Here is a 24,500-nt window from a genome sequence, read left to right as displayed (position 1 = left end):
GCGAGGCTTACCTCTTAAAACCCGTCGGCGATTCGATTGGAGCGCGGAACCTAGTGAAACTAACCGATGAAAGCAAGAAGTTTTTCAACTCCTCCTTCCGTGGGACGTTGGAGATTTGAACCCCCGCGGCCCCGTCGGCCAGCCCGTTTCCGAGCGAGGCGGCTCTATACGTAGGGGCTGATTTGTCAGCAAGCGGATTCTGACGCCAAGGGGAAAGTTTCTCAAAGAGCACGAGTCAACGAGCAGCCAGCGCCTCGTCAGATCGTCATGTGAGCTGGAAGACTCCAGGCGACTCGGCTCCCTTCAGGCCCCACCCAAACGGGACATCAGCTTCGGGTCCTGCTCTGAGGCCGTAACCTCCTTGTCGAACGTCAGCTGCGCCTCGGATACATCCGTGAAGGTCAACGGTTCCGCCAAGCGCAGGCTTGAGACGGCGTAGTCTTCACCCCTCTGTTCCAGAACGACGCCGCTGCGGGAGTGAAGGATACGGGCGTCCGTGGTCATGGGTTTGTTCTCCGGCTTTTTTGGAGAACGCGCCAATCGCCGAAAGGGGTCGCTCTCAGTCGCCGGAAAGGATTTCGGCAATTCGCGCGCCCAGCGCCTCGTCATCCAGGCCATCGACGACAACCATCTTCGACCGTGACTGGCCGCCGCGCACCACGGTCACGAAAGACTTCGACACGCCGAGGCTCTTGGCCAGCAGCCGGATCAGGGCGTCATTGGCCTCTCCATCTATGGGACGGGCGCGCACACGCACCTTGAGCACGCGCCGTCCCTCCGGGTCCGCCTCCCAGCCTTCGATGCGATCCACCGCCGCGCCGGGCTGCAGCCTTATGGGCAGGTTCGCCATCCGATCCTCTACGGGCAAGAAAAAGGGCGCGGCCCCGTTCGGCGCCGCGCCCTCTGCATATTGGTCTAGCCGAGACTTAGCCCAGGGCCGTCATCAGTTCCGGCACCACGGTCTTGTAATCACCGACCAGGCCGTAGTCCGCGACCTGGAAGATCGGGGCGTCCGGGTCCTTGTTGATGGCGACGATGATCTTGGAGTCCTTCATCCCCGCCAGGTGCTGGATCGCGCCCGAAATCCCGATGGCGATATAGAGGGCCGGCGCCACGACCTTGCCAGTCTGGCCGACCTGATAGTCGTTGGGCGCATATCCGGCATCGACCGCCGCGCGCGAGGCGCCGATGGCGGCGCCCAGCTTGTCGGCCAGCGGCTCCATCACCGCGTGGAACTCGTCCGCCGAGCCCAGGGCGCGACCGCCCGAGACGATGATCTTGGCGGCGCCCAGTTCAGGGCGATCCGACTTGACCATTTCTTCCGACACGAAGGTCGTCTTGGGCGCATCGGCGCCGGCGACGCTCTCGACCGGGGCGGATCCCCCTTCAGCGGCGGCGGCGAAGGCCGTCGGACGCACGGTGATGACCTTCTTGGCGTCGGCCGACTGGATCGTTTCCAGCGCGTTGCCGGCGTAGATCGGTCGCACGAATGTATCGGCTGAGACGACCTCGACTATGTCGGAAATCGGCGCGACGTCCAGCTTGGCGGCGATGCGGGGAGCGAAGTTCTTGCCGTCCGCCGATGCTGGGGTCAGGATGGCGTCGTAGCCGGCGGCCAACGGAACCACCGTCGCCTCGACCGCCTCGGCCAGGCCGTGGCCCAAACCGGCGCTCTCGGCCAGCAGCACCTTACGGACGCCGGCGATCCTGGACGCGGCGTCGGCGGCGGCCTGCGCGCCCTGCCCCACGACCAGAATGTCCACGTCTGACGACAGGCCGAGCGCAGCGGTCACGGTCTTGTTGGTGGTGTCGCGAACGGTCGAACCGTCGTGATCGGCGATGACGAGGACAGCCATATTACAGCGCTCCTGCGGATTTGAGCTTGGAAACCAGTTCGGCCGCATCGGCCACCTTGACGCCGGCCGACCGCTTGGGCGGCTCGGTGACCTTCAGGACCTTCAGACGGTCGGCGACATCAACGCCATAGTCGGCGACCGCCTTGACGGCGATCTCCTTCTTCTTGGCCTTCATGATGTTGGGCAGGGAGGCGTAGCGCGGCGTGTTCAGCCGCAGATCCACCGTCACCACAGCCGGCAGTTCGGCGGCGATGGTCTGCAGGCCGCCGTCGACCTCGCGCGTCACCGTAGCCTTGCCGGCATCGACCACCAGCTTGCCGGCAAAGGTCGCCTGGGGCCAGTCCAGCAGCGCGGCCAGTATCTGGCCCACCGCATTGTTGTCGCCGTCGATCGACTGTTTGCCCATCAGGATCAGGTCGGGTTTTTCTTCCTCGACCACCGCCTTCAGCAGCTTGGCGACCGCCAGCGGTTCGAGATCCGTGTCCGACTGGATCAGCAGACCCCGGTCCGCGCCCATGGCCAGGGCGGTGCGGATGGTTTCCTGGGCCTGGGTCACGCCGATGGAGACCACGACGATCTCGGTCGCGGTGCCGGCGGCGTGATGTTCCTTGCCTTCCTTCAGACGAACCGCCTCTTCGACAGCGATCTCGTCGAAGGGATTCATGCTCATCTTGACGTTGGCCAGATCGACGCCTGACTGGTCCGCCTTCACGCGGGCCTTGACGTTATAGTCGATCACCCGTTTGACGGGGACGAGTACCTTCATGGGTCTATCCGTGAAATCGCCTGAATGTGTGGGCAGGACATGGAGCGGTCGCGAAGGCCTGTCAACGTAACGCGGGGTCAAGCTGTGGCAGCGACCCCTCCCTAACGGACTACGAGATGAAGCGTTTCCTGACCTTTCCCCGCCTGGCGATGATTTTCTTTGGCCTGTTCGGCGTCGCCGTCGTGGGGATCTTCATCCTGCAGGATTATTGGGTCGCGCCGGGCAAGCGGTGCGAAGCGGCCGGCAAATGGTACGACATGGATAGCCGTATCTGCGCCCAACCCATCTCCATCGCCCAGATCACAGGCCGCCCCAACGGCGTGTCGCGTGAGGAAGCCTCGGCCGAGAAAAATCGTGAACTGGTCCGCATCGAGAACGAGCTTGCTGCCCAGGATCGTGCTCGCGCCGTCGAGGTCGAACGCCAGAAAGCGGCGCTGGCGGCCGCACGGCCGGCGGCCTAACGACTTAGCGGGTCGCGCCCGGTTTCCATTTTACATCGCTGGCGCCGTTCGCATTGGCGCGGCGCGCCGCGACGAACAGATGGTCCGACAGGCGGTTCAGATATTTGACCGCCTCAACATTCACGGCCTCGCCGCTTTCGACCAGACGCACGGCCTCGCGCTCCGCCCGGCGGCAGACAGTGCGCGCGACATGCAGATGCGCCGACAACGGCGCGCCGCCCGGCAGGATGAAGCTGTCGAGAGCCTTGAGGCTCTCGTTCATCCAGTCGATTTCCTGCTCCAGCCGCGCCACCTGGGTGTCTATGATCCGCAGCGCCTCCCAGGCCGGCGGCGGATCCAGCGGCGTGGCCAGGTCGGCGCCCAGGTCGAACAGCTCGTTTTGGATGCGGCCCAGCATGGCGTCGATGCGGTCGTTCTGGCCGCTGTTCAGACGGGCGACGCCGATCACGGCGTTCAATTCATCGACGGTGCCATAGGCCTCGACGCGGATGTTTGTCTTGGACACCGGCGCGCCCGACGCCAGCCGCGTCCGTCCGTCATCGCCCGTCCGGGTATAGATCTTGTTCAGCGTCACCATGATCAGGCCCCCTTCGCCGCCTTCCACATCATGCCGACGACCAGCAGGATGACGGCCAGCGCCTGAAGCCCGACCCTAAGCCGCATCAGCTTGTTGGAGTTGGTCCGCGCATAGTCCCCGCCCCGGAACAGCGAATAGAGGCCAAAGCCCAGGGTGATCGTTACGGCGGCGATGGCGACGATGATCAGGATGTCGAAGATCTGCATGCCGTCGTTCTAGACCCGGATCGCTGCAACACGCCAGCGGCGCCCACCGGCTGCCCCTCGCGATACGGCGCCGCTTGCGACCGATGGGCGCACCCCCCTTGGAGTGTGGTTGCGAATGCTGTTGAGAGGCGCTCGCAAATATCAGGGGCTATTCCGATCATGACCTTCTCGACCCGCGCTCGCCTTCTGGCCGGCGCCTCCTGCGCTTTCGGCCTGACCTCGGGCGCCGCTCTGGCGGAGACCGTTCAACCGGTCACGGCCGGACAGGCGACGCAGACGGCCGAGCTGGGCGAGATCGTCGTCACCGCCTCGGGCTTCGAACAGCGTATCAACCAGGCGCCCGCCTCGATCAGCGTCATTCCCCGCGCCGAGATCGAGGAAGTCCGCGCCGTCTCCCTCGCCGAGATCCTGAACAATGTCGAAGGCGTCGACACCGGCGCCGCCGTCGGCAAGACGGGCGGCCAGACCATCAATATCCGGGGCATGGGCTCGGACTACACCCTGATCCTGATCGACGGCCGCCGGCAGAACACGGCCGGCAGCGTGACGCCCAATGGGTTCGGCGAGACGTCCAACAGCTTCCTTCCCCCCGTCTCGGCCATCGAACGGGTCGAGGTCGTGCGCGGCCCCGTCTCCACCCTCTACGGCTCTGACGCCATGGGCGGCGTGGTCAACATCATCACCCGCAAGATCGGCGACGACTGGTACGGCTCGGCCAGCGCCCATTACACGATTCAGGGCGATGACGAGTTCGGCCCGATCCGCGGCGGCGACGTCTATCTGGCCGGCCCGCTGATCAAGGACCGCGTCGGACTGTCGATCCGCGGCTCGCGTTCGGAACGCGAACAGTCGCGCCTGACGTTCGAGAACATCGCCGGCGCCGAAACGCCGGTCACCGGTTTCGGTCGCAGTTCCACCGCCAACGAAATCTGGTCCGCCGGCGCCCGCTTGGCGTTCAACCTGCATGCCGACCACGACCTGTGGATCGACGCCGACGTTGGCCGTCAGTGGTACGACAACTCCAAGGGCCAGATGGGGACCGCCACCACCGCCGGCGGCTACGACAAATTCCTAGAGTTCAACCGCGACCAGGTTGCCATCGCTCACAACTGGCGTCTGCCGTTCGGCACGCTGGAATCCAACTATTCGATCGCCAGGACCGAGACCAAGGGCCGGATCATCCCCAACGGCGTCGCCGGCGCCGGAGGCCCGCGCGACTTGGAGAGCGAGAACCGCATCTTCGACACCAAGCTGTTCTCGCAATGGCGCAACCATACCTTCACCGTCGGCGGCCAGTATTGGGAAGCCGAGATGGTCGATGGCGTGGCCCCGACCCGCTTCGAACACACCCAATGGGCTGTCTTCGCCGAGGACGAATGGCGCTTTACCGACACCCTGGCCCTGACAGTCGGGGCACGCCACGACGATCACTCGGTCTTCGGATCGCATTTCAGCCCCCGCGCCTATCTGGTCTGGAACCCGACCGATGTGTGGACGGTCAAGGGCGGCGTCAGCCAGGGCTTCAAGACCCCGCGCCTGGAACAGCTGGCCTCAGGCATCAACGGCTTCGGCCAGCAGGGCCGTCTGCCGCTGCTCGGCACGCCGACCCTGATGCCGGAGACCTCCACCTCGACCGAGTTCGCCGTCCTCTATGACGATCATGAGCGCCTGCGCGCCGGCATCACCGTCTTCCACAATCAGTTCGACGACAAGATCGCCACCGGCGTGCCCATCGCCAACTGCACCTTTGGCCTGACCCAGGCTCAGTTCGCCGCCGGCACATACAACAAGACGGGCTGCGCAGACGTCGGCTTCTGGCCAACCTTCGCCACCTTCGGCCAGAGCATCAATATTGACGAAGCGACCACCCAGGGCGTCGAGGCGACGGCACGTTACCGCTTCGACGACGCCTGGACGCTTCAGGGCAACTACACCTTTACCGACAGCGAGCAGAAGTCGGGCGCCGCCGCTGGCCAGCCTCTGACCGACACCCCCGAGCATATGGTCAACGCCAATCTGCGCTGGAACGCCACCGACCGGATGAACCTGTGGCTGCGTGGCGAATACCGTTCGGCGCGCTATCGCGGGGCCGGCGACGCCCAGACAGCGCTGGGCGACTATGACGCCTACAGCCTGTTCCACCTCGGTGGCGCCTACCGCATCGACGACAATCTGACGGTCAATGCGGTCGTCTATAATCTTTTCGACAAGGACTTCGTCAGCCTGCTGCCCTACGGCAGCCCGGTCGTTTATGCGCCTGAGTTCGCCAACAATCAGGAACCGCGTCGCCTCTGGATCTCGGTGACGGCCGCCTTCTGATTCATAGAGTCGAAAGCCATCAAGCGGGGGTCGTTTCGGCGACCCCCGTTCTTTTTGCGCCGAGCTAAGCCATTTGGTCACGATTACCGGTGCAATCTGCGCGACATGACTGATCGCGCCGTCCGCAATCTCGAACATCTCAAGAGCTCGGCCTCCACCGCCCGTGTGCTGAACCTGCTGCGCGTGTGGGAGGAAAACGGCGACAGCTCCGCCGACGGCGCCGTGCGCAATCCCGACTGGGCCGCGCGTCCGATCTTTCGCACCTCGGCGCTGAACCGCGCCCTGATCATCAAGCACCGTCTGCGCCGCAACGAGACCGACCTGTTCACCGGCCGCCGCCAGGTCGCCACCAAGGTCGTCATCCCCATCGACGATGCGGACCTGAAGACCGGCGGCCGCTACGTCTTCGTCAACCAGATCGGGTTCGAGAGGATGATGACGGAGGCGTTCGGCGTCGCCGCCACCCATCCCGACATCGAGACCCTGCGCCTGATCGACAAACTGCCGTCGCTGGATCCCTTCCTGCTGCGTGAGCAGTTGCGACGCGGCGGCCTGGACCCCTCGCCCTGCTATTTCTCGATCAGCGACAGTGATCTTCAGCGCATGCTGGCCTTCGTCCGCAGCGAGATCGAGCCGCTGGTGACCCTCAGCCTGGGCCCTGACGCGGTCGCTGTGAACTCCGATTCGGCGGGGCGGATGGCGTCCAAGATCCTGTCCAACACGCCTGGAGACCAGCTGGACGCCCTGCGCCTGACCCTGCGTCTGGCGCCGGAGCAGTATCAGGAGGGCGTCTTCTGCTGGAAGGGCTTCCTCTATTACAAATGGACCTTGGCCGCCCTGCTGGGCGAGGTCGCCGGCGTCGCCGAAGCCGTGCGCACCATCAAGCCGGTCGGCAAGATCGACCGCGCCGCCAAGGAATATCTGGCGCGCAGCCGAGATGTCCTGCGCGGCCGCATCATCAAGACCTGCGACGAGGTCAGCCGCACCCTGCGGGTCTATGACGACGCCTACGCCAAGCTGACGCAAGAGGGCCGCCCCACCGCCTTCCGCGACTTCCTACTGGACGCCCCTTCGATGTTCGCCAAGCTGGGCGACCAGTTGGGCGCCGTCCAGCACATCGTCAGCTACTGGCGCTTCCGCTTCGGCCCCGGCGCCGCGCCGGTGAACGTCGAAGAGCTGATGGACATCTTCATGGACTTCGAAACCGGCCTTCTAGGCCGCGGCGAAGTCCCCGACGACATCGGCATGATGGCGGCCTGACGGCGATCCAGTGGATCGGGGTCTCGGTCCAGAATCACTCGCTGTCAGAATTGTCTTTCAGAGTTTTGGCTTTGCGGCGTTCCAACTGCTTGATGCTCGTATCCGGTGTCGGCAAATGCTCCGGCATAAGCCCGCCCAGTTCGCCGATCGTCGCGCGCACCTTCTTGCCAACAGCCAAATGGATATCGTTGGCTTGAGCTTTGGTTCGAGCGCCGTCGCGCTTCAGCTTTTCCTCGGTCTGCGTCGCGCGAAACAGGTTGGCAGCCAATTCGGTGCTGCCCATGTGGTCAAGAATCTTTTGGGTCTTTTTCAATCCCTTCAGACCGTGGATGTCGCGCATGGTTCGACCGCCATACAGGCCGCGACAGCCGTGGTCCTGAAACACAGCGTAGTCTAAACCGGTAACCACGCCCGCTTGGCTAGCGGCGGAGGCCAGAGCTGTATTATGGTGGGCCATCTCTCGTCGCAGCATCAAGCGGCGGTCGTCCTCGGACAGAGCGCCGAACGCTGGATCGTCCTGGATTTCCTGGCGGCGTGTCTGAACCGCGAAATAAGTCTGTCCTTCAGCAATGACAGGCTTCGACGGGTCGCCATTCTGAACAATAAGGTAGCAGGCGTATCGGGACAGACGGACGTCTGGAATCTCGCGTCGAGCGCCTTTGCCCAGATCGATCATTGTGGTGACGTCACCGAAATGATCCGCCGGGTCAAAACCTGCAGAAGCGGCAGATATTCGCGCTTTCTCCACGACTGCAAGAAAGTTGCGGTAGTCCTGATAGCCGAGAACAGGCGCGAGTTGGCGCGCCAACCAGTATTCCACCCCATTGTCTTCGCGACGAATGGATTCGAACGATTGCCTACGTGGCTGGGCGCTCTCGATATCGGTCATGCTGAATGAGAACAAAGAAGCAACTTACGGTCAAGCTAGGCTCGCGCCCTAAATTGGAAGTCCGTACTTCTGGCGTCATGAGGATTTACTATCAGTGCGCGGCGTCCCAGTTCGAAGCCGCTCGCGCTTCCACCACCAGCGGCACGGTCAGGGCCACCGCCGGGTCGGATGCTTTTTCCATCACCTGCTTGATGACGACGATGGCGCGGTCAGCTTCGGCCTCGGGGGCTTCGAAGACCAGTTCGTCGTGGACCTGGAGCAGCATGCGCGTGCTCAGGCCGGCGTCAGTCAGGGCGGCAGGCATGCGGATCATGGCGCGGCGGATGATGTCGGCGGCGGCGCCCTGGATCGGGGCGTTGATGGCGGCGCGCTCGCCGAACTGGCGTTCGGCGCCCGACTTGGAATGGATGGCGGGGATGTGGATGCGGCGGCCGAAGACGGTGGAGACGAAGCCCGTCTGGCGCACCTCGGCCTTGGTCTTGTCCATATAGGCGCGAATGCCGGGGAAGCGTTCGAAATAGGTCTTGATATAGGCCCCGGCCTCGCCCTGATCGATGCCCAGCTGGTTGGCCAGGCCGAAGGCCGAAATGCCGTAGACGATGCCGAAGTTGATCGCCTTGGCGCGGCGACGGGTCTCGGAGGGCATTCCCTCGACGGGAACGCCAAACATCTCCGAAGCGGTGGCGGCGTGAATGTCCAGTGCCGCCTTGAAGGCGCGCTTCAGCTCGGGAATGTCGCCGATATGGGCCAGCAGGCGCAGTTCGATCTGGCTGTAATCGGCGCTGATCAGGACGTTGCCGGGCGCAGCGATGAAGGCCTGACGGATTTCGCGTCCGGTCTCGGTGCGGATCGGGATGTTCTGAAGATTGGGGTCGCTGGACGCCAGACGGCCGGTGGTGGCGGCGGCCAATTGATAGCTGGTGTGGACGCGGTCGGTCTTGGGGTCGGCGGCGGCGGTCAGGGCGTCGGTATAGGTGCCCTTCAGTTTCGACAGCTGGCGCCAATCCAGCAGGACGCGCGGCAGGTCGTGGCTGAGCGCCAGTTCCTCCAGCACGCTGGCGTCGGTGCCCCACTGACCGGAGGCGGTCTTCTTGCCGCCCGGCAGGTTGAGCTCTCCGAACAAAATCTCGCCGATCTGGCGGGGCGAGCCGATGTTGAAGGGCCGTCCGGCGATCTCGTGGGCCTGGGCCTCCAGCTCGGCCATGCGCAGGCCGAACTCGCTTGACAGTCGCTTCAGCCGGTCGGGGTCGATGCGGACCCCGTTCAGCTCCATGTCCGCCAGCACGGTCGGCATGCCGCGCTCCAGCGTCTCATAGACGGTGGACAGGCCCTCGCGCGCCAGTCGGGGTTTCAGGATGCGCCACAATCGCAGCGTCACGTCCGCATCCTCGGCCGCGTATTCCGCCGCCGGTTTCAGGGCGACGTGCTTGAAGGATTTCTGGCTCTTGCCGGTCCCCGCCACCCGCTTGAACGGGATCGGCTCGTGGCCCAGGTGCAGGCGCGACAGCTCGTCCATGCCGTGCCCGTGCAACCCGCCCTCCAGCACGTAGGAGATCAGCATGGTGTCGTCATAGGGCGCGACGCGAATGCCTCGACGCGCCATGACGGCGATGTCGTATTTGGCGTTCTGCAACACCTTCAGGACCGACGGGTCTTCCAGCAGCGTCTTCAGCTTGGCCAGGGTGGTCGGCTTGTCCAGCTGATGGATCGGCTCGCGCGCCTCGCCCGGCTCGCCGAACAGGCCGCCGTCGTTCGCCTGCGGTTCGTGCTCGTGCGTCAGGGGGATGTAGCAGGCCTCGTTCGGCCCCACCGCCAGCGACACGCCGCACAGGCCCGCATGGGTCGCCGACAGGGCGTCGGTCTCGGTGTCGAAGCCGACGACGCCGACCTCGGTCGCCCGCGCGATCCACCGATCCAGCGCCTCTTCGGTCTGAACGCATTCATAGGCGGCGTGATCGAAGGTCTGGACCTCGGCCGGGCCTTCCACGACCTGTCCGTAACGCGGCGTGGCGACGGGGGCGTTCAGGTTCGGCGCACGCTTGGGCGCAAAGGCCGAGACGTCGCTGGGGCCGGCCTTGCCGTCACCGACGCGGCGCTGAAGCGAGCGGAACTCCATCGTCTCCAGGAAGGCCGACAGGGTCTCGGGATCGGGATCGCGCACGGCGAAGTCGTCGATCGCCTCGGGCGCCGGCGCATCGCAGGTCAGGCGCACCAGCTCACGCGACAACCGGATCTGATCGGCGAAGGCGATCAGGGTTTCGCGCCGCTTGGGCTGTTTGATCTCGCTCGCACGGGCCAGAAGCGTGTCCAGATCGCCGTATTCGTCCAGCAGCTGGGCCGCCGTCTTCGGCCCGATGCCAGGGGCGCCGGGCACGTTGTCCACGCTGTCGCCGATCAGGGCCTGAAGATCGACCATCTTCTCAGGGCCGACCCCGAACTTTTCGAAGACCTCGGGCTCGGCCAGACGCCGGTCCTTCATTGGATCCCACATCACGACGCCGCCGCCGATCAGCTGCATCAGGTCCTTGTCGGACGAGACGATCACCGCCTCCCCGCCCGCGTCGCGCGCCTTGCAGGCATAGGTGGCGATCAGGTCGTCGGCTTCGTAGCCGGGCAGTTCGACGCAATGGACGCCGAACGCCGCCGTCGCCTCGCGCACCAGCGGAAACTGCGGGATCAGATCCTCGGGCGGCGGCGGGCGGTGGGCCTTGTACTGGTCGTACAGGGTGTTGCGGAACGTCTTCTCAGAATGGTCGAAGATGGCCACCAGATGGGTAGGACCGTCGGCGCCCTTCATGTCCTTCAGCAGCTTCCACAACATGTTGCAGTAGCCCTGGACCGCACCCACCGGCAGTCCGTCCGACTTACGCGTCAGCGATGGCAGGGCGTGATAGGCGCGGAAGATATAGGCCGAGGCGTCGATCATCCATAGCCGCAGCGCGGGGCCGTCCTGCGTCGGGGCCCGATCTTGGGGACTTTCGGTCTCGGTCGTTTCGGGCGCTGTGGTCTCGGTCATGCCGGGAACATAGGCGGCGAAAGCCGCCGCGTCAGCGTCAGAATTCGGTCCAGCTCGATCCGGGATCGCGCTGACCCGGCTGGGCCTGCTGCTGGCCCCAGGCCACGACCATGAAGGCCTTGTGGCTGCGGATGCGATAGGTGCCGATCATCGGCACCACCGCGCCCAGCGGCGCACCGGTCTTGGCCTCGTAGAGGAAGCCGGAAAACTCGGCGACGCCGACCCGGTCGCGGTGGCTGTAGACTGACAGTTCCGGCAGGGAGACGACGTTCAGCGTCTCGTTGATCGGGATCCGCATCTCGGGAATGCCGAACACGCGCCGCATCTGCTCCAGCGACAGGGCGCCGGCGCGGATCTCGAACACCGCGTTCGCCTCGTCCTTGTTGCGCGCCAGGCTGAAACCGGCGTCGGAGATGCCGCTGCGAATGGCGCTGACGGCGTAACGCGTGCCCTCGCCCTGGAAATAGGCGTCATCGACGAAGACCGAGGCGCCGAGCGGCAGCGGCAAGACCAGGCCTTCGACCGCCTTGTCCGACGCCCGCGCCAGAAGAAGCTGCTCCGTCGCCGTGCGGCCTGTGTTGCTCTCGGTCGTCGAGGCGCAGGCCGACAGGGTCAGGGCCAACGCCGCCACGGCCAGCGATAGCCCCTGCCCCGCACGCATCACCATGCTCCGGTATTGGGCATCGAGGCCCAGGGCTCGGCCGGCGCCAGCGGTGCGCCTTCCTGAAGCAGTTCGATGGAGATGCCGTCGGGCGACCGGACGAACGCCATGTTGCCGTCGCGCGGCGGGCGGTTGATCGTCACCCCGCCGTCCATCAGCGTCTGGCAGGCGGCGTAGATATCGTCGACCTTGTAGGCCAGATGGCCGAAGTTGCGGCCGCCCTGATACTCTTCCGGGTCCCAGTTGAAGGTCAGCTCGACTTCGGGACAGCGTTCCGCCGCCGACTGCGCCAGGTTCTTGGGCGCGGCGAGGAAGACCAGGGTGAACCGCCCCGCCTCGTTCTCGGTGCGCCGCACCTCCTGCAGACCCAGCAGGTCGCAGTAGAAATGCAGCGAGGCGTCGATGTCCTTTACCCGGACCATGGTGTGCAGATAGCGCAAGACTCGTCTCCGTCCGAACGGGGTGTCAGCGCTCTATAGACCCAGACGCCGTCACACCGCGACTGAACTGAGGTTACGAACTCAGTAGGCCTCGGGCTCAGTGGGCCTCGGGCGCGCGGGCCGCCGGGCTCAGATATTCGTTCTCGTCGTGCGGATGGGCCGACAGGACGAAACGCCGGTCGCAATAGCCGCATTCGATGAAGTCGTCCTCGCCCATGTCCATGTAGACCAGCGGGTGACCCAGCGCCCCGCCGCCGCCGTCGCAGGCCACGCGCTTGGTGGAGACCACGATCTCTTCGGGCGGCGGGATGATGGCGTCAGAATGGCGGGGGGGCATGATGCGGTCCGGTGTGGAAGGCTTGCGGGCTTCCTAGGCGGACCGGCCCCGAAGGTCAAACCTCGGTGGGCGCCGCCGGACGACGGCCCAAAAGGCGGTTCAGCATCGCCTTGCGCTTCTTGAACAGCGTCAGACCCAGACAGGCGGCGCCGACCCACAGGCCGATTTCGCCGATGAGCAGCAAGGCGGCGCCCGCGATGGCCGCATGCGTCATTTCGATCTGATCGGTCTTGCCCGCCAATAGCGCCAGTCCCCCACTGATATAGCCGATTGCGCAGACGCCCATGGCGACGAAGCCGATTAGGCGGGTGCGGGTCAGGGGAGTCTTGGATTTCTGAAAGGTGGTCACGGCGATCTCCATCAAGCTAGGTTGTCTTTATGACAAGCAAGCTAGACACAACAATCACATTAGTCAAGCACCATTGACACAAGGACAGGCACACTTGTCGCAACTTCTATGTTGGACAGGTTGGCGAATGCGGCCCTGCGCCCTACCTATGCCGCTCGCCGTCCCGCCCGAGTGAATAGCCGATCATGTCAGAGACCCCCGCCCTGCCCGACAACGCCATTGAGGTGCACGGGCTGAAGAAGACCTATGCCGGGTCCAAGAAGGCCGCGCCCAAGACGGCCCTGCGCGGCGTCGATCTGGTCATTCCGCGCGGCTCGGTCTTCGGCCTGCTGGGTCCCAATGGCGCCGGCAAGTCGACCCTGATCAACATCCTGGCCGGGGTGGTGAAGAAGTCGGAAGGGTCGGTGAAGATCTGGGGTCGCGACATCGACAAGGAGCCGCGCGACGCCGCCGCCGCCTTGGGCGTCGTGCCGCAAGAGATCGTCGCCGACGTCTTTTTCACCCCGCGCGAATCGCTGGAGGTCCAGGCCGGTTTTTATGGCGTGCCCAAGAATGAGCGCCGATCCGACGAACTGCTGGCCGCGTTGGGCCTGTCGGACAAGGCCAACGCCTATGTCCGCGCCCTGTCCGGCGGCATGAAGCGCCGGCTTATGGTGGCCAAGGCCCTAGTCCACAATCCTCCGATCCTGATCCTGGACGAACCGACCGCCGGCGTGGATGTCGAGCTGCGCCGCCAGCTGTGGGCCTATGTTCGCCAGATCAACGCCGAGGGCGTGACCATCGTCCTGACCACCCACTACCTCGAAGAGGCGCAGGAGCTCTGCGACACCATCGCCATCGTCAACCGGGGCGAGGTCGTGGCCTGCGAACCGACGCCGCAGCTTCTGCGTCGTCTGGACAGCCGCAATGTGGTGGTGACGCCCGAGACGCCCCAGCCGACGCCGCCTGTTCTTGACGGCTTCCAGGTCACGACCCGCCCGGGCGGCGCCTTCGCCGTGACCTACAAGAAGGGGCAGTCGTCGGTGGAACAGGTCATAAACGCCGTCCGCGCCGCCGGCGTCACCATCGCCGACATCACCACCGAGGATCCGGACCTGGAAGACGTCTTCCTGGCCCTGACCTACGGGGACACGTCGCAGGTCGATCCAACCAAGGACTAGGTGGCGGTGACCATTTAGCTATTTGAGCCAGAGCATGATGGCTGCGAGGGTGACGAAGCCCATGAATGTCGATGCGAGCTTGTCGTATCGCGTGGCCACGCGGCGGAAGTGCTTGATGCGGCTGAAGAAGCGTTCGACGCGGTTGCGCTCCTTGTAGAGAGCCTTGTCGTAGGCGTGCTGTCGCTTGCGGTGGCGGCGGGGCGGCACGACGGGATCGCCGCCCTGGTCGATGATCTTGCGATAGAGCCTGTCGGCGTCATAGGCCTTGTCGGCCAGGACGCAGTTGGCGGCGATGCCGTCGATCAGATCGACGGCGGGCGCCATGTCGTTCTGCTGGCCCGGCCCCAGCAGGATGCGGACCGGCAGGCCCAGCGCATCTACGCAGACGTGGATCTTGGTTCCGAAGCCGCCGCGAGACCGGCCAAGCGCCTGGGCGTCCGGTCCCCCCTTTTACGCCGCGCGCCGGCGGCCTGGGCGTGAGCCCGGATGACGGTGGCGTCCAGCATGACCCATTCCAGATCGGGCTCCGCCGCCACCGCCTCGAACAGACGGTTCAGCACCCCCATCTCGATCCAGCGATAATACCGCCGCTTGGCCGTCTGGTAGGGGCCGAACCGCTCCGGCAGATCGCGCCAGCGACCACCTGATCGCGCCATCCACAACAAGGCGTCCACGAACAGGCGACCGTTGCTGCGCGGACCCCGCTTGCCCTTGCGGCCTCCCGGCACGAACGGTTCGATACGCGCCCACTGATCGTCCCGAAGAACTTCGCCTTCCATCGACACCTCCAAAGAGAAGCGTTGAATCAGAACCGCGTCAGTCGGGGAATCCTAAATCGTCACTACGACCTAACGCAACCCTTTCCAATCGTCATCCTGGGCCTTGTGCCCAGGATCCAGACTCCCGGTGCATCCGCAGCCTGCGCAACTTTCAACACCGAGAGTCTGGATCCTCGCCACAAGGGCGAGGATGACGGGAATGGCAAACCCCTCGCCCCGGTCAGGACTTCAATCAACCTCTGACAGGAACTCGAAGATCGCCGCCCTGGCCTCCAGCTCGTCCAGCATGGGCGCATGGCCGACTTCGGGAACCTCGAGATAGGCCATGGTCGGCGCGGCCTTCCTCATCCGCCCGGCGATGTCGGCGCTCAGCAGATCCGAGTTCGCGCCGCGCACCAGCAGGGTAGGTTTCTTGCGCGCCAGTCGCCGGAAGAAGGGCCACAGGTTCGGAACCAGCGCCTTTGCCCCCGCCGCCCGGATCGGCACGGCGATGTCGGGATCGTAGTTCAACCCGATCTCCCCATCCGGCTGCTGGCGGAAGATGCGCCGGGCGAAGGCGTCCCAGTCCGCGTCCGAATAGTGCGGAAAGGCGACCGCATTGATCCGCTTCGCATAGGCCGCCGCATCGGCCCACGAGCCAATCTCCACCGGCTGGCCGCTATAGGCCGCGATGCGCGCCAGCCCCTCGGGCGCGACCTCAGGCCCGATGTCGTTCAGGATCGCCGCAACCACCGCCTTGGGCCGGATCGCCATCAGCGCCATGGTGATCAGTCCGCCCATAGAGGTGCCGACGAAGACGGCGCGGTCGATCCCCGCCTGGTCCATCAGGGCCAGCACGTCGCGCGCATAGACATCGGGCCTATAGGTCATGGGGTCGGACGCGCGATCCGACATCCCGCGCCCGCGCACATCCACCGCCAGAACCCGCCGCCCGCTCTGGGCCAGCAAGGGCGCGATGGCTTCGAAATCGGCGCTGTTGCGCGTCAGACCATGGATGGCGATGACCGGCGGACGCGCAACGCCGGGACCGGGCGCATAGTCACGCGCGAACAGGCTGAGACCGTCCGGCGAGGTCCAGCGCCGTTCGGCAAAGGGATAGGGCGCGTTCATTGGCGATCTCCTCCGATTTTCGATCAGAGTAATTCACCAGGCGAGGAAATGCGACGCCCGGTCTTAGAGGCCCACCACGTCGCGCACAAAGGCGTCCAGGTCGCCGCCCTCGAACAGAAACCCCGCCACGCCCGCCCGTTCGCCGGCCTGCAGATCGCGCTTCTGATCGCCGATGATGAAGGACCGCGCCGGATCCAGATCGTGCTCGGTGATCGCCCGCAACAACATGCCGGGATTGGGCTTGCGGTCGGGATGATCGGGATGGCGATAGCGCGCCTCCACCGCCTCGGGGTGGAAGGGGGCGGCATAGACGGCATCGATGATCGCTCCATCTTCGCCCAGTCTCTCGACCAGCAGGGCGTTGAAGGCCTCCATCTGCGCTTCGCTGAACAGACCCCGAGCAACGCCCGACTGGTTGGTGACGATGACGGTGCGATAACCGCCCTGGTTCATTCGCCGCACGGCTGCCGCCGCGCCGGGGATCAGCTTCAAATCCTCAGGCCGATGCGGATAGCCGCTGTCTTCGATCAGCACTCCGTCCCGATCCAGAAAGGCGGCGGGGATGCCCCTCATGCTTTGCGCGCCAGCAGTTCGATGAAGGCCGTCATGAGGTGGTAAAGGCTGGAGGCGGGCACAGACGTGTCGTGCGAGCGACCCTCCGCATCGTAGCTGTCCACCCACAGACCAGGAACGGCAGTCGCCAGATGGGTGTCGAACGTCGCGTCGATAAGATCGACGGCGCCCGCATCGCCGAACAACAGGGCCGAACGTATCGCCTCGGTCTGGCACCACAGGCGACGCCCCGCATCGATCGGCGCGCCTGCGGCGTCCATCTCGCGGATCATGAAACCGCCCTTCAGACCTTGCGCCACCGCGCGGCGGTGAAGCCCCTCGGCCGCCTCCGCCGTATCCGGTCCAGCGACCTTGGCCTGGCTCAGCAGCCAGGCCCATTCCTCGAAATGACCCGGTTCGAGGATGTGGCCTGTGACAGGATCCAGCGCCCAGTCCTCGGTGAAATACTCGTGGACGGCGCCGTCGATCAGGAAACGGGTTCGGCACAGACCCAACGACACGCGGGCGGCCGTTTCGAAAGCCGGATCGGGCGCCGTCGCCTGCCAAGCCAGCATGGCTTCGAGCAGATGCATATGCGGGTTCTGTCGGCGCGGCAGACGCGGCGGCAAGGCCTCCTGCCAACCGCCGTGCGGGGCCACCATCATCTCCTCGATCTTCGCCAACGTCTCCAACGCCAGCGGTCGCGCACGCGGATCGCCCAGCACCCGGTGCGTCGCCGCCAGCGAAAAGAGGACGAAGGCCATGTCGTAGAGGTCTGGCGTTTCATCCAGCACCGCGCCCGCATCGTCGGTTGCGGCGACCCACAGGCCGTCCTCGCGACGGCAGGTCGCGATCATCCCATCCAGCCCGGCCTGGGCCACCGCGCGACCCCGTTCCCAGCCCAGGGCGGCGGCTTCGCAAAAGACATAGATCTGGCGCGCCTGCACCCGCGTGCGACGGCGCGCCCCGGTCACGGGCCTGCCCTCGAAATCGAGCAGTTCGAAAAAGCGGCCGTCCTCATCCACGCCGCGATCCGCCCACAGCGGAAAGGCGTGATCGAACAGCCAGCTTGAAACCTTGGTCTGGGCGGCGGCGAGCGTGGTCATGGCGTCGGCTTAAGGCGCAACCCGGCGGGCGCCAAGGGGCGGATGCGGTAGCAAAGGGCAACGCGATGTGACGCCGCGCGATTTGGCCCCTGCGCGCGATCTTGCTAGGACGGCCCGACATTCGCGGCCCATACCTATTGGACCGCCGCCCGATCCCCCGTGGAGAGCGTCCCTCATGATCCCCTTCATCGACCTTCAGGCCCAGCGCCTGCGTCTCGCCGGCAAGATTGAGGCCGCTGTCCAGGAAGCCGTCGTCGGCGGGGCCTGGGTCATGGGCCCGCAGGTCCGCCAATTCGAAGCCGACCTCGCCGCCTTCGGTCAGGCCAAACACGCCCTGGGTTGCGGCAACGGCACCGACGCCCTGATCCTGCCGCTGATCGCCTGGGGCATAAGGACGGGCGACGCGGTCTTCTGCCCCAGCTTCACCTTCACCGCGACGGCCGAGGTCGTGCCCTGGCTGGGCGCCTCGCCCGTGTTCGTGGATGTCGATCCGCGCACCTACAATATGGACCCCGCGCACCTGGAAGCGGCCATCGACGCGGTCAAGGCCGAGGGTCGCCTGACGCCCAAGGTGGTCATCGCCGTCGATCTGTTCGGCCAACCAGCCGACTATCCCGCCATCCGCGCGATCTGCGACCGCCACGGATTGAAGCTGATCTCGGATTCGGCCCAGGGCTTCGGCTGCACCCTGAACGGCGACCACCCGCTGAAATGGGCCGACGTGACCACGACCAGCTTCTTTCCAGCCAAGCCGCTGGGTTGCTATGGCGACGGCGGGGCGGTGCTGACCGACGACGACGACCTGGCGCAGGAGATGGATTCGCTGCGGGTCCACGGCAAGGCCGTCGCCAAGGACCTTAAGGCGGGCGCCGCCGCGTTCGCCCACGACCCCAAATACCTGGCCATGCGCATCGGCATGAACAGCCGCCTGGACACCATCCAGGCCGCCATCCTGATCGAGAAGCTGAACGTCTTTGGACAGGAGATCGAATGGCGCAACCGGATCGCCGCGTGCTACCACGAGAAGCTGGCGCCCCACGTCGCGGCCGTGCCCCATGTGATCGACGGCGGCGTTTCGATCTGGGCCCAATATACGGTCGAGCATGAAGATCGGGACGGCCTGGCCGCTCACCTCAAGGATCAGGGCGTGCCCACCGCCGTCTATTATCCGGTGCCCATGCACCTGCAGCCGGCCTATCAGCGCTTCCCGCGCGGCGAGGGCGGGCTTCCCGTGACCGAACGGCTCAAGGACCGGGTCATCAGCCTGCCGATGCACGCCGATCTGGACGAGGCGACCCAGGACAAGGTCATCGCCGCCGTCGCCAGCTACAAGGGTTGAACCTGATGCCGAACACTCCAGTCCTCAAGATCGGCGTCGCCGGCGTCGGCGTCATGGGCCGCAACCATGCGCGCGTCGCCTCCGAGATGCGTGAGTTCGACCTGACCACCGTCTTCGACCCCGACGCGGTGACGGCCGAAGGCGTCGCCGCAGCCTATGGCGCATCGCCGGTCACCACGGCCCAGGCCTTCGTCGACGCCGGTCTTGACGCCGCCATCGTCGCCACCCCTAACCGTTTCCATGCCGAGATCGGCGTCGCTTTGCTGGAGAAGGGTGTCCACGTCCTGGTCGAAAAGCCGATCGCCGCCAGCGTCGCCGATGCCCAGCGCATGATCGACGCCGCAAAGGCCAATGACCGCGTCCTGATGGTGGGTCAGGTCGAACGCTTCAATCCGGCGGTCGAGACGGTCAAGCGCACCGTCGCCGACGACGAGATCATCTCCATCCAGATCACCCGCGTCGGCCCCTTCCCGCCCCGCATGGGAGAGGTCGGCGTGGTGATCGACCTGGCCGTCCACGACATCGACATCATCCGTCACCTGACGGGCTCGGAGATCACCGAGGTCCAGCCGCAACTGGCCCGCACACGCGCCGACCGCGAGGACACGGCCCTGCTCCAGTTCCGTCTGGACAATGGGGTGATCGCCCACATCACCACCAACTGGGTCACGCCCTACAAGACCCGCACGCTTCAGGTCGCCACCAAGACCAAGTTCATCGTCGCCGACCTGATCACCCGTCAGGTCACCGAATATTTCGGCCAGCAGCCCGACGGCTCCTATTCGACCCGGATGTTGAATTCCTGGCCCGCCGAACCGCTCAAGAAAGAGCTGGAAGCCTTCGCCCGCGCCATCACGACCGGCGAAACCCCGGCGGTCACGGGCGAGGACGGCCTGCGCAATCTTGAAGTCGCTCTCCGCTGCTTGGGCGAAGCCTAGTTCTCGCCGCAAAACCTGACGAAGAGGGACGCATGCGCCGTTTCATCGCCACCGCCCTCGCTCTCGCCGCTGTAGCGTCGGCCGCGGCACCGGCCCAAGCCGACACCCGGTTCCTGTCCTACAATGCGTCGGACCGCATCACCCAGGCCCTGACCAAGGGCGTGACGCTGGAGGTCCGGCGTGGACTGTTCGGCGCGGTCCAGGTCGAAAGGCTTTATTCCACCTCGGCGCGCGGCACGGCCGGTTTCACACGTGGCGGACCCGATGCGGCGCGTCGCGCCCTGCCACAGGGCGCACAAGTGAACGACATCTACGGCGTGGATCAGGACGGCGACGGCCGCGGTCTGGCCCGCGCCCTGTGTCCTGGCTCGGACGAGGTCTGGCTGATCATGAGCCGGGTTCGGGCGCCGCGCCCCCTGACCATGCAGGCGGTCGGTCGATGGTCGGACGGCGCCTATCGCCATTGCGTCACCCTGACCTACGAATGGCGAGGCGAGTGGGCGACAGCCCCCGCGTCTCGCACCGCACCCGACTGATCCGGCCCCGGACTGTTCCAAAATCAGCACGCGCAAGCGTCAATTGTGACGATTTGACTTTTGTAATCGCGAGTGACACTTTGAGCACAGGAACGGCGGCGGCCGTTCTACCGCCACGGAAAATCCCCCTCCCCGGCGGCGAGAGAGACGAACCTCCCATAGCCCGGCCCGTCGTGGCCGGGCTTTTTTTACGCTGCGCTCCTGCTAGACGAAAGGCATGACCCTCCGCCTCGCTACCTGGAACATCAACTCCGTCCGCTTGCGCATCGACCAGGTCGCACGCTTCGTCGCCGAGCGCGCGCCCGATGTCCTGATGCTGCAGGAGATCAAATGCACCACGGACCAGTTCCCGCGCGGCGCCTTCGAGGAGATGGGCATGCCCCATCTGCGCGTGGCGGGCCAGAAAGGCTGGCACGGGGTGGCTATCGCCAGCCGCCTGCCGCTTGAGGACAGCGACACCTTCCAGGTCTGCAAACTGGGCCACGCCCGCTGCGTCTCGGCTCGCGTCGCCGGAATCGACGTCCAGAACTTCTACATCCCGGCCGGCGGCGACGTGCCCGATCGCGCGCTGAACCCCAAGTTCGATCACAAGATGGACTTCTACGAACAGCTGACCGCCATCGTGGCCAAGCAGGACAAGTCACGGCCCCTGGTCATGGCCGGCGATTTCAACATCGCGCCGGGCGAAGGCGACGTATGGAACCACCGCTACATGTCCAAGATCGTCAGCCACACCCCGCTGGAGGTCGAAACGCTGAACCGGCTTCAGGAGACAGGCCGTTTCGCCGACGTGCTGCGCGACCGTTTCCCCGAGCCGCAGAAACTGGCCAGCTGGTGGAGCTATCGCGCCGCAGACTTCCGCAAGTCCAATCGCGGCCTGCGCCTGGACCACATCTGGACCTCGCCCGGCCTGACCCCCGCCGTGGTCAAGGACACCGCCCGCATCCACGACGATGTCCGCGAATGGGAACGCCCCAGCGATCACGCGCCGGTGACGGTCGATCTGGACGTCTGATCCCTAATAGACGGGGACCGGCTTGGTCGCCGTCACGGCCTTGCCGCCCCGGCCGACCATTTTCGCCGCGCGGGCCAGGCGCGTCACCGCCTCGTCCAGATCGGCCTCGGGCAAGGTGTAGGGCAGGCGCAGGCGGCGTTCGAAGGCGCCGTCGACGCCGAATCGGGGGCCGGCGGCGAGGCGCAGGCCTTCGGCTTCGGCCCGGATCGTCAGGGCGGAACTGATCGGCGCGGGCAATCGCGCCCACAACGACAGGCCCCCGGCCGGTCGGGGACAGACCCAGTCCGGCAACTGCTCCGCCAGCCGCGCCCGTAGATGATCACGGCGTGCCCGCAACAAGGGCCGGCGCGCCGCCAGGGCCTTGCCACCGTCGTTCAACAGTTCGACCGCCGCCAACTGTTCAAGGATCGGCACACCCAAATCGAAGCTGGCGCGGCTCTGGGCCAGGCGCTGGATCACTGCCCGGTCGGCGCGGATCCAGCCGATTCGCAGGCCGCCCCAGACGCTCTTGGACATCGAACCCAGCCGAACCACGCGCGGCGCGTCGACGGCGGAGGCGCTGAGCGCCGGTGGTCCGCTCAAGGTCAGCTCGACAAGGGTTTCGTCCAGCACCAGCAGGGTTTCGGACCCCTTCAATCCCGCCAGCAAACGCGTCCGGTCCGCCGCCCGCATCATCCGCCCGGTCGGATTGTTGTGGTCCAGCACCAGATAGGCCATCGCCGCGCCGCTGCTGCGACAGGCCGAGACCAGTCCCTCGACGTCCCAGCTCTCCTCGCCTTCGCCGTCGGGCAAGGCCACCGGCACGGCGCGACCGCCCGCTGCCAGAATGGCGTCGATGGCCTGCGGATAGGTGGGATGATCGAACACCACCGGCGCGCCGGGCCGTGTCGTCAGCCGCAGCAGATGGACCAGGCCGTTGTGGGCGCCGTGGGTGATCAGGATCTGGCCCGGCGAGGTCGGCAGGCCGCGCCGCCGGTATCCCGCCGCCACCGCCTCACGCAGTTCCTCCAGTCCCGCCGTCTCATAGCCGTGTCCCGGCAGATTCGCTGGCAATCGCTCCAGCGCACGCACATAGGCGGCATGGACATTCGGATCGGCCGGCAGGACGGCGGCGGTCAGGTCGATCAGGCCCGACTTTGCGGACACCTCTGCGGCGGCCTCGCGGCCTGGTCCCGGCCCGGCCGGCAGGCTGGTACGCGCCGCCGCCCCCTGCCCGCCCGTCAGAAAGCCGTCATCCCGCAGTCGGCCATAGGCGGCCGACACGGTCGTGCGGCTCAAACCCAGCGCCTGCGCCAGTTCGCGCTCGCCAGGCAATCGCGCCGCCAATGGCAGTCGACCATCAAGAATCAGAAGCCTTACCGCCCCCGCCAGCTGGAGATAGGCCGCCCCGCCTCCCTGCGCGCGCCAGGCGCCGAGATGGCGGGTCAGGGAGACAAGGCCTATGGAACGGAGCGACATGGGGCCAGAATGCCATAACTGGCTCTGTTTTTCATAGCCAGATTGGCTCATTTGGTCTGTTTATGACCCGTCGCCTGATCCAGCTCTTCGCCGGCCTCGTCCTTTACGGCCTGTCCATCGCCCTGATCGTGCGTGCCGATCTGGGGCTGGATCCATGGGACGTGCTGAACCAGGGCGTGTTCGAGCGGTTCGCCGGGCCGGCCGGAATCAGCTTCGGTCTGGTGGTCAATCTGATCGGTATGGCCGTGCTGCTGCTGTGGATTCCCCTGCGTCAAAGGCCAGGTATCGGCACGGTCGCCAATGTCCTGGTCATCGGCACGGTCGCCAACTTCGGCCTAGACTGGATCCCGTCGGACCTGGGCCTACCGCTGCGGGCAGGCCTGCTGATCTCCGGCATCGTCCTGAACGGTGTCGCCAGCGGCGCCTATATCGGCGCAGGTCTTGGCCCCGGCCCGCGCGACGGCCTGATGACCGGCATCGTAGCCCGTACGGGCTGGCCGGTGAAATGGGTGCGGACGGCCATCGAACTGGGCGTCATCGCCGTGGGCTGGTTACTGGGCGGCTCCGTAGGGCTGGGCACGGTGCTTTATGCCGTGACCATCGGGCCCCTGGTCCACGTCTTTCTACCGCTCTTCACGACTCGGCCGAAGACGGCCGACTGAACCTTACGGCTGCAGCCGATATCCGCCCGCATCGGTCAACAGTAGGCGTGCGTGGCCGGGCTCCGGCTCGATCTTCTGGCGCAGGCGATAGATATGGGTTTCCAGCGTGTGGGTCGTAACCCCGGCGTTATAGCCCCAGACTTCGGTCAACAGCTCTTCGCGCGACACCGGCTTGGCCCCGGCGCGATAGAGGTATTTCAGGATGTTGGTTTCCTTTTCCGTCAACCGCACCTTCTTGCCCTTGGCGTCCATCAGCACCTTGGCGGCGGGACGGAACTCGTAGGGGCCGATGGAGAAGACCGCGTCCTCCGACTGTTCGTGGCTGCGTAGATGGGCGCGGATGCGGGCCAGCAGCACCGCGAACCGGAAAGGCTTGGTGACATAGTCGTTGGCGCCGGCGTCCAGCCCCAGGATCGCGTCTGCGTCGGCCGATTGCGCCGTCAGCATGATCACCGGGGTAGAGACCCCGTCCTTGCGCAACAGGCGACAGGCCTCGCGGCCGTCCATGTCGGGCAGGTCCACGTCCAGCAGGATCAGGTCGGCGCGGATCTCGCGCCCCATCCGCACCCCATCGGTCGCGGTCGCCGCCTGCTGGGTCTTGAACTCCTCATGCAGATTCAACTGCTCGGCCAGCGCCTCGCGCAGGTCGTCGTCGTCGTCGATGATCAGAATGGTCTTGGGCGTAGGCATGAACAGACAATGGCGAGG

Annotated in this window: 27 protein-coding genes; 9 read left to right on the top strand and 18 right to left on the bottom strand. The window is 65.7% G+C overall.

Translation table 11 applies throughout. The features are described 5' to 3' along the window. Positions 1-303: 303 nt before the first annotated feature. From WC597_RS02980 to WC597_RS02965, 4 genes are all read right to left on the bottom strand, one after another. A complete protein-coding gene (locus tag WC597_RS02980) occupies positions 304-504 on the bottom strand; it encodes a hypothetical protein (protein WP_372691725.1) in 201 nt (66 codons plus the stop codon). Positions 505-559: 55 nt separating this feature from the next. Next, positions 560-850 (bottom strand): DUF167 domain-containing protein, encoded by a 291-nt coding sequence (locus tag WC597_RS02975; RefSeq protein ID WP_372691724.1) that lies wholly within the window; start codon positions 848-850, stop codon positions 560-562. Between the two features lie 76 nt (positions 851-926). Beyond that, on the bottom strand, positions 927-1,856 hold the full coding sequence (locus tag WC597_RS02970) for an electron transfer flavoprotein subunit alpha/FixB family protein (RefSeq protein ID WP_372691723.1): 930 nt from the start codon (positions 1,854-1,856) through the stop codon (positions 927-929). Position 1,857: 1 nt separating this feature from the next. Continuing rightward, positions 1,858-2,622 carry an electron transfer flavoprotein subunit beta/FixA family protein gene (locus WC597_RS02965; RefSeq protein WP_372691722.1) on the bottom strand — a complete coding sequence of 255 codons (765 nt, stop codon included), beginning with the start codon at positions 2,620-2,622 and terminating at the stop codon, positions 1,858-1,860. 116 nt (positions 2,623-2,738) lie between these two features. Between WC597_RS02965 and WC597_RS02960 the strand changes: the two genes are divergently transcribed. After that, positions 2,739-3,083 (top strand): hypothetical protein, encoded by a 345-nt coding sequence (locus WC597_RS02960; protein WP_372691721.1) that lies wholly within the window; start codon positions 2,739-2,741, stop codon positions 3,081-3,083. Between the two features lie 4 nt (positions 3,084-3,087). Here WC597_RS02960 and WC597_RS02955 read toward each other — a convergent pair whose 3' ends face one another. Then, positions 3,088-3,660: a cob(I)yrinic acid a,c-diamide adenosyltransferase gene (locus tag WC597_RS02955; RefSeq protein ID WP_372691719.1), complete on the bottom strand. Its 573-nt coding sequence runs from the start codon at positions 3,658-3,660 to the stop codon at positions 3,088-3,090. Between the two features lie 2 nt (positions 3,661-3,662). Continuing rightward, entirely contained in the window at positions 3,663-3,866 is a 204-nt protein-coding gene (locus tag WC597_RS02950) for a twin transmembrane helix small protein (RefSeq protein WP_159848945.1), read from the bottom strand. A 159-nt stretch (positions 3,867-4,025) separates the two neighbouring features. On the opposite strand from WC597_RS02950, the gene WC597_RS02945 reads away from it, so the two are divergent. Both WC597_RS02945 and WC597_RS02940 read left to right on the top strand, forming a co-directional pair. Further along, complete coding sequence (locus tag WC597_RS02945; protein ID WP_372691718.1) at positions 4,026-6,185, top strand: TonB-dependent receptor domain-containing protein; 2,160 nt, start codon at positions 4,026-4,028, stop codon at positions 6,183-6,185. 105 nt (positions 6,186-6,290) lie between these two features. Further along, positions 6,291-7,445, top strand: a complete 1,155-nt coding sequence (locus WC597_RS02940) for a hypothetical protein (RefSeq protein WP_372691717.1) — start codon at positions 6,291-6,293, stop codon at positions 7,443-7,445. Positions 7,446-7,479: 34 nt separating this feature from the next. Here WC597_RS02940 and dinD read toward each other — a convergent pair whose 3' ends face one another. From dinD to WC597_RS02910, 6 genes are all read right to left on the bottom strand, one after another. After that, positions 7,480-8,334, bottom strand: coding sequence for a DNA damage-inducible protein D (gene dinD, locus WC597_RS02935; protein ID WP_372691716.1), 855 nt, complete (start codon positions 8,332-8,334; stop codon positions 7,480-7,482). A gap of 91 nt (positions 8,335-8,425) precedes the next feature. Then, positions 8,426-11,350 (bottom strand): DNA polymerase I, encoded by a 2,925-nt coding sequence (polA, locus tag WC597_RS02930; protein ID WP_372691715.1) that lies wholly within the window; start codon positions 11,348-11,350, stop codon positions 8,426-8,428. A 37-nt stretch (positions 11,351-11,387) separates the two neighbouring features. Then, a complete protein-coding gene (locus WC597_RS02925) occupies positions 11,388-12,011 on the bottom strand; it encodes a DUF6655 family protein (protein ID WP_372691713.1) in 624 nt (207 codons plus the stop codon). Then, positions 12,011-12,451 (bottom strand): VOC family protein, encoded by a 441-nt coding sequence (locus WC597_RS02920; RefSeq protein ID WP_372691712.1) that lies wholly within the window; start codon positions 12,449-12,451, stop codon positions 12,011-12,013. Before WC597_RS02920 ends, WC597_RS02925 begins: the two co-directional genes overlap by 1 nt. A 97-nt stretch (positions 12,452-12,548) precedes the next feature. Beyond that, positions 12,549-12,788 (bottom strand): zinc-finger domain-containing protein, encoded by a 240-nt coding sequence (locus WC597_RS02915; RefSeq protein ID WP_159848963.1) that lies wholly within the window; start codon positions 12,786-12,788, stop codon positions 12,549-12,551. A 55-nt stretch (positions 12,789-12,843) separates the two neighbouring features. Next, positions 12,844-13,137 (bottom strand): hypothetical protein, encoded by a 294-nt coding sequence (locus WC597_RS02910; RefSeq protein ID WP_372691711.1) that lies wholly within the window; start codon positions 13,135-13,137, stop codon positions 12,844-12,846. Between the two features lie 185 nt (positions 13,138-13,322). Between WC597_RS02910 and WC597_RS02905 the strand changes: the two genes are divergently transcribed. After that, entirely contained in the window at positions 13,323-14,297 is a 975-nt protein-coding gene (locus WC597_RS02905) for an ABC transporter ATP-binding protein (RefSeq protein WP_372691709.1), read from the top strand. 18 nt (positions 14,298-14,315) lie between these two features. Here the strand turns inward: WC597_RS02905 and WC597_RS02900 are convergent. The 4 genes from WC597_RS02900 to WC597_RS02885 all read right to left on the bottom strand — a co-directional run bounded on the left by WC597_RS02900 (position 14,316) and on the right by WC597_RS02885 (position 17,844). Next, positions 14,316-15,076 (bottom strand): IS5 family transposase gene (locus WC597_RS02900; protein ID WP_372691708.1). Its coding sequence is split into 2 segments (ribosomal slippage): positions 14,316-14,749 and positions 14,749-15,076, totalling 762 coding nucleotides; the frame shifts between segments, so codons are not numbered across the junction. A 228-nt stretch (positions 15,077-15,304) separates the two neighbouring features. Next, complete coding sequence (locus tag WC597_RS02895; RefSeq protein ID WP_372691707.1) at positions 15,305-16,186, bottom strand: alpha/beta fold hydrolase; 882 nt, start codon at positions 16,184-16,186, stop codon at positions 15,305-15,307. A 63-nt stretch (positions 16,187-16,249) separates the two neighbouring features. Further along, a complete protein-coding gene (locus WC597_RS02890; protein WP_372691705.1) occupies positions 16,250-16,759 on the bottom strand; it encodes a D-glycero-alpha-D-manno-heptose-1,7-bisphosphate 7-phosphatase in 510 nt (169 codons plus the stop codon). Next, a complete protein-coding gene (locus WC597_RS02885; RefSeq protein WP_372691704.1) occupies positions 16,756-17,844 on the bottom strand; it encodes an AGE family epimerase/isomerase in 1,089 nt (362 codons plus the stop codon). The genes WC597_RS02890 and WC597_RS02885 overlap by 4 nt, the downstream gene beginning before the upstream one ends. Before the next feature lie 175 nt (positions 17,845-18,019). Here WC597_RS02885 and WC597_RS02880 point away from each other — a divergent pair, with 175 nt between their 5' ends. From WC597_RS02880 to xth, 4 genes are all read left to right on the top strand, one after another. Next, on the top strand, positions 18,020-19,183 hold the full coding sequence (locus WC597_RS02880; protein ID WP_372691703.1) for a DegT/DnrJ/EryC1/StrS family aminotransferase: 1,164 nt from the start codon (positions 18,020-18,022) through the stop codon (positions 19,181-19,183). 5 nt (positions 19,184-19,188) lie between these two features. Further along, the gene (locus WC597_RS02875) at positions 19,189-20,121 is read left to right on the top strand and encodes a Gfo/Idh/MocA family protein (RefSeq protein WP_372691702.1); all 933 of its coding nucleotides are present in this window, start codon (positions 19,189-19,191) and stop codon (positions 20,119-20,121) included. Positions 20,122-20,153: 32 nt separating this feature from the next. Continuing rightward, positions 20,154-20,657 (top strand): hypothetical protein, encoded by a 504-nt coding sequence (locus WC597_RS02870; protein WP_372691701.1) that lies wholly within the window; start codon positions 20,154-20,156, stop codon positions 20,655-20,657. Positions 20,658-20,874: 217 nt separating this feature from the next. Further along, on the top strand, positions 20,875-21,672 hold the full coding sequence (gene xth / locus WC597_RS02865; protein ID WP_372691700.1) for an exodeoxyribonuclease III: 798 nt from the start codon (positions 20,875-20,877) through the stop codon (positions 21,670-21,672). A 3-nt stretch (positions 21,673-21,675) separates the two neighbouring features. On the opposite strand, the gene WC597_RS02860 is transcribed toward xth, so the two are convergent. Next, positions 21,676-23,130: a PLP-dependent aminotransferase family protein gene (locus WC597_RS02860; protein WP_372691699.1), complete on the bottom strand. Its 1,455-nt coding sequence runs from the start codon at positions 23,128-23,130 to the stop codon at positions 21,676-21,678. Between the two features lie 62 nt (positions 23,131-23,192). Between WC597_RS02860 and WC597_RS02855 the strand changes: the two genes are divergently transcribed. Then, positions 23,193-23,792 (top strand): YitT family protein, encoded by a 600-nt coding sequence (locus tag WC597_RS02855; protein ID WP_372691697.1) that lies wholly within the window; start codon positions 23,193-23,195, stop codon positions 23,790-23,792. A 3-nt stretch (positions 23,793-23,795) separates the two neighbouring features. On the opposite strand, the gene WC597_RS02850 is transcribed toward WC597_RS02855, so the two are convergent. After that, positions 23,796-24,482, bottom strand: a complete 687-nt coding sequence (locus WC597_RS02850) for a response regulator transcription factor (protein ID WP_135194334.1) — start codon at positions 24,480-24,482, stop codon at positions 23,796-23,798. Positions 24,483-24,500 lie beyond the last annotated feature (18 nt).

It is taken from the genome of Brevundimonas sp. (assembly GCF_041648115.1).
Lineage (GTDB): Bacteria > Pseudomonadota > Alphaproteobacteria > Caulobacterales > Caulobacteraceae > Brevundimonas.
Note: the sequence above shows the minus strand (reverse complement) of the source record. Positions and strands in the feature narration are given on the sequence as shown.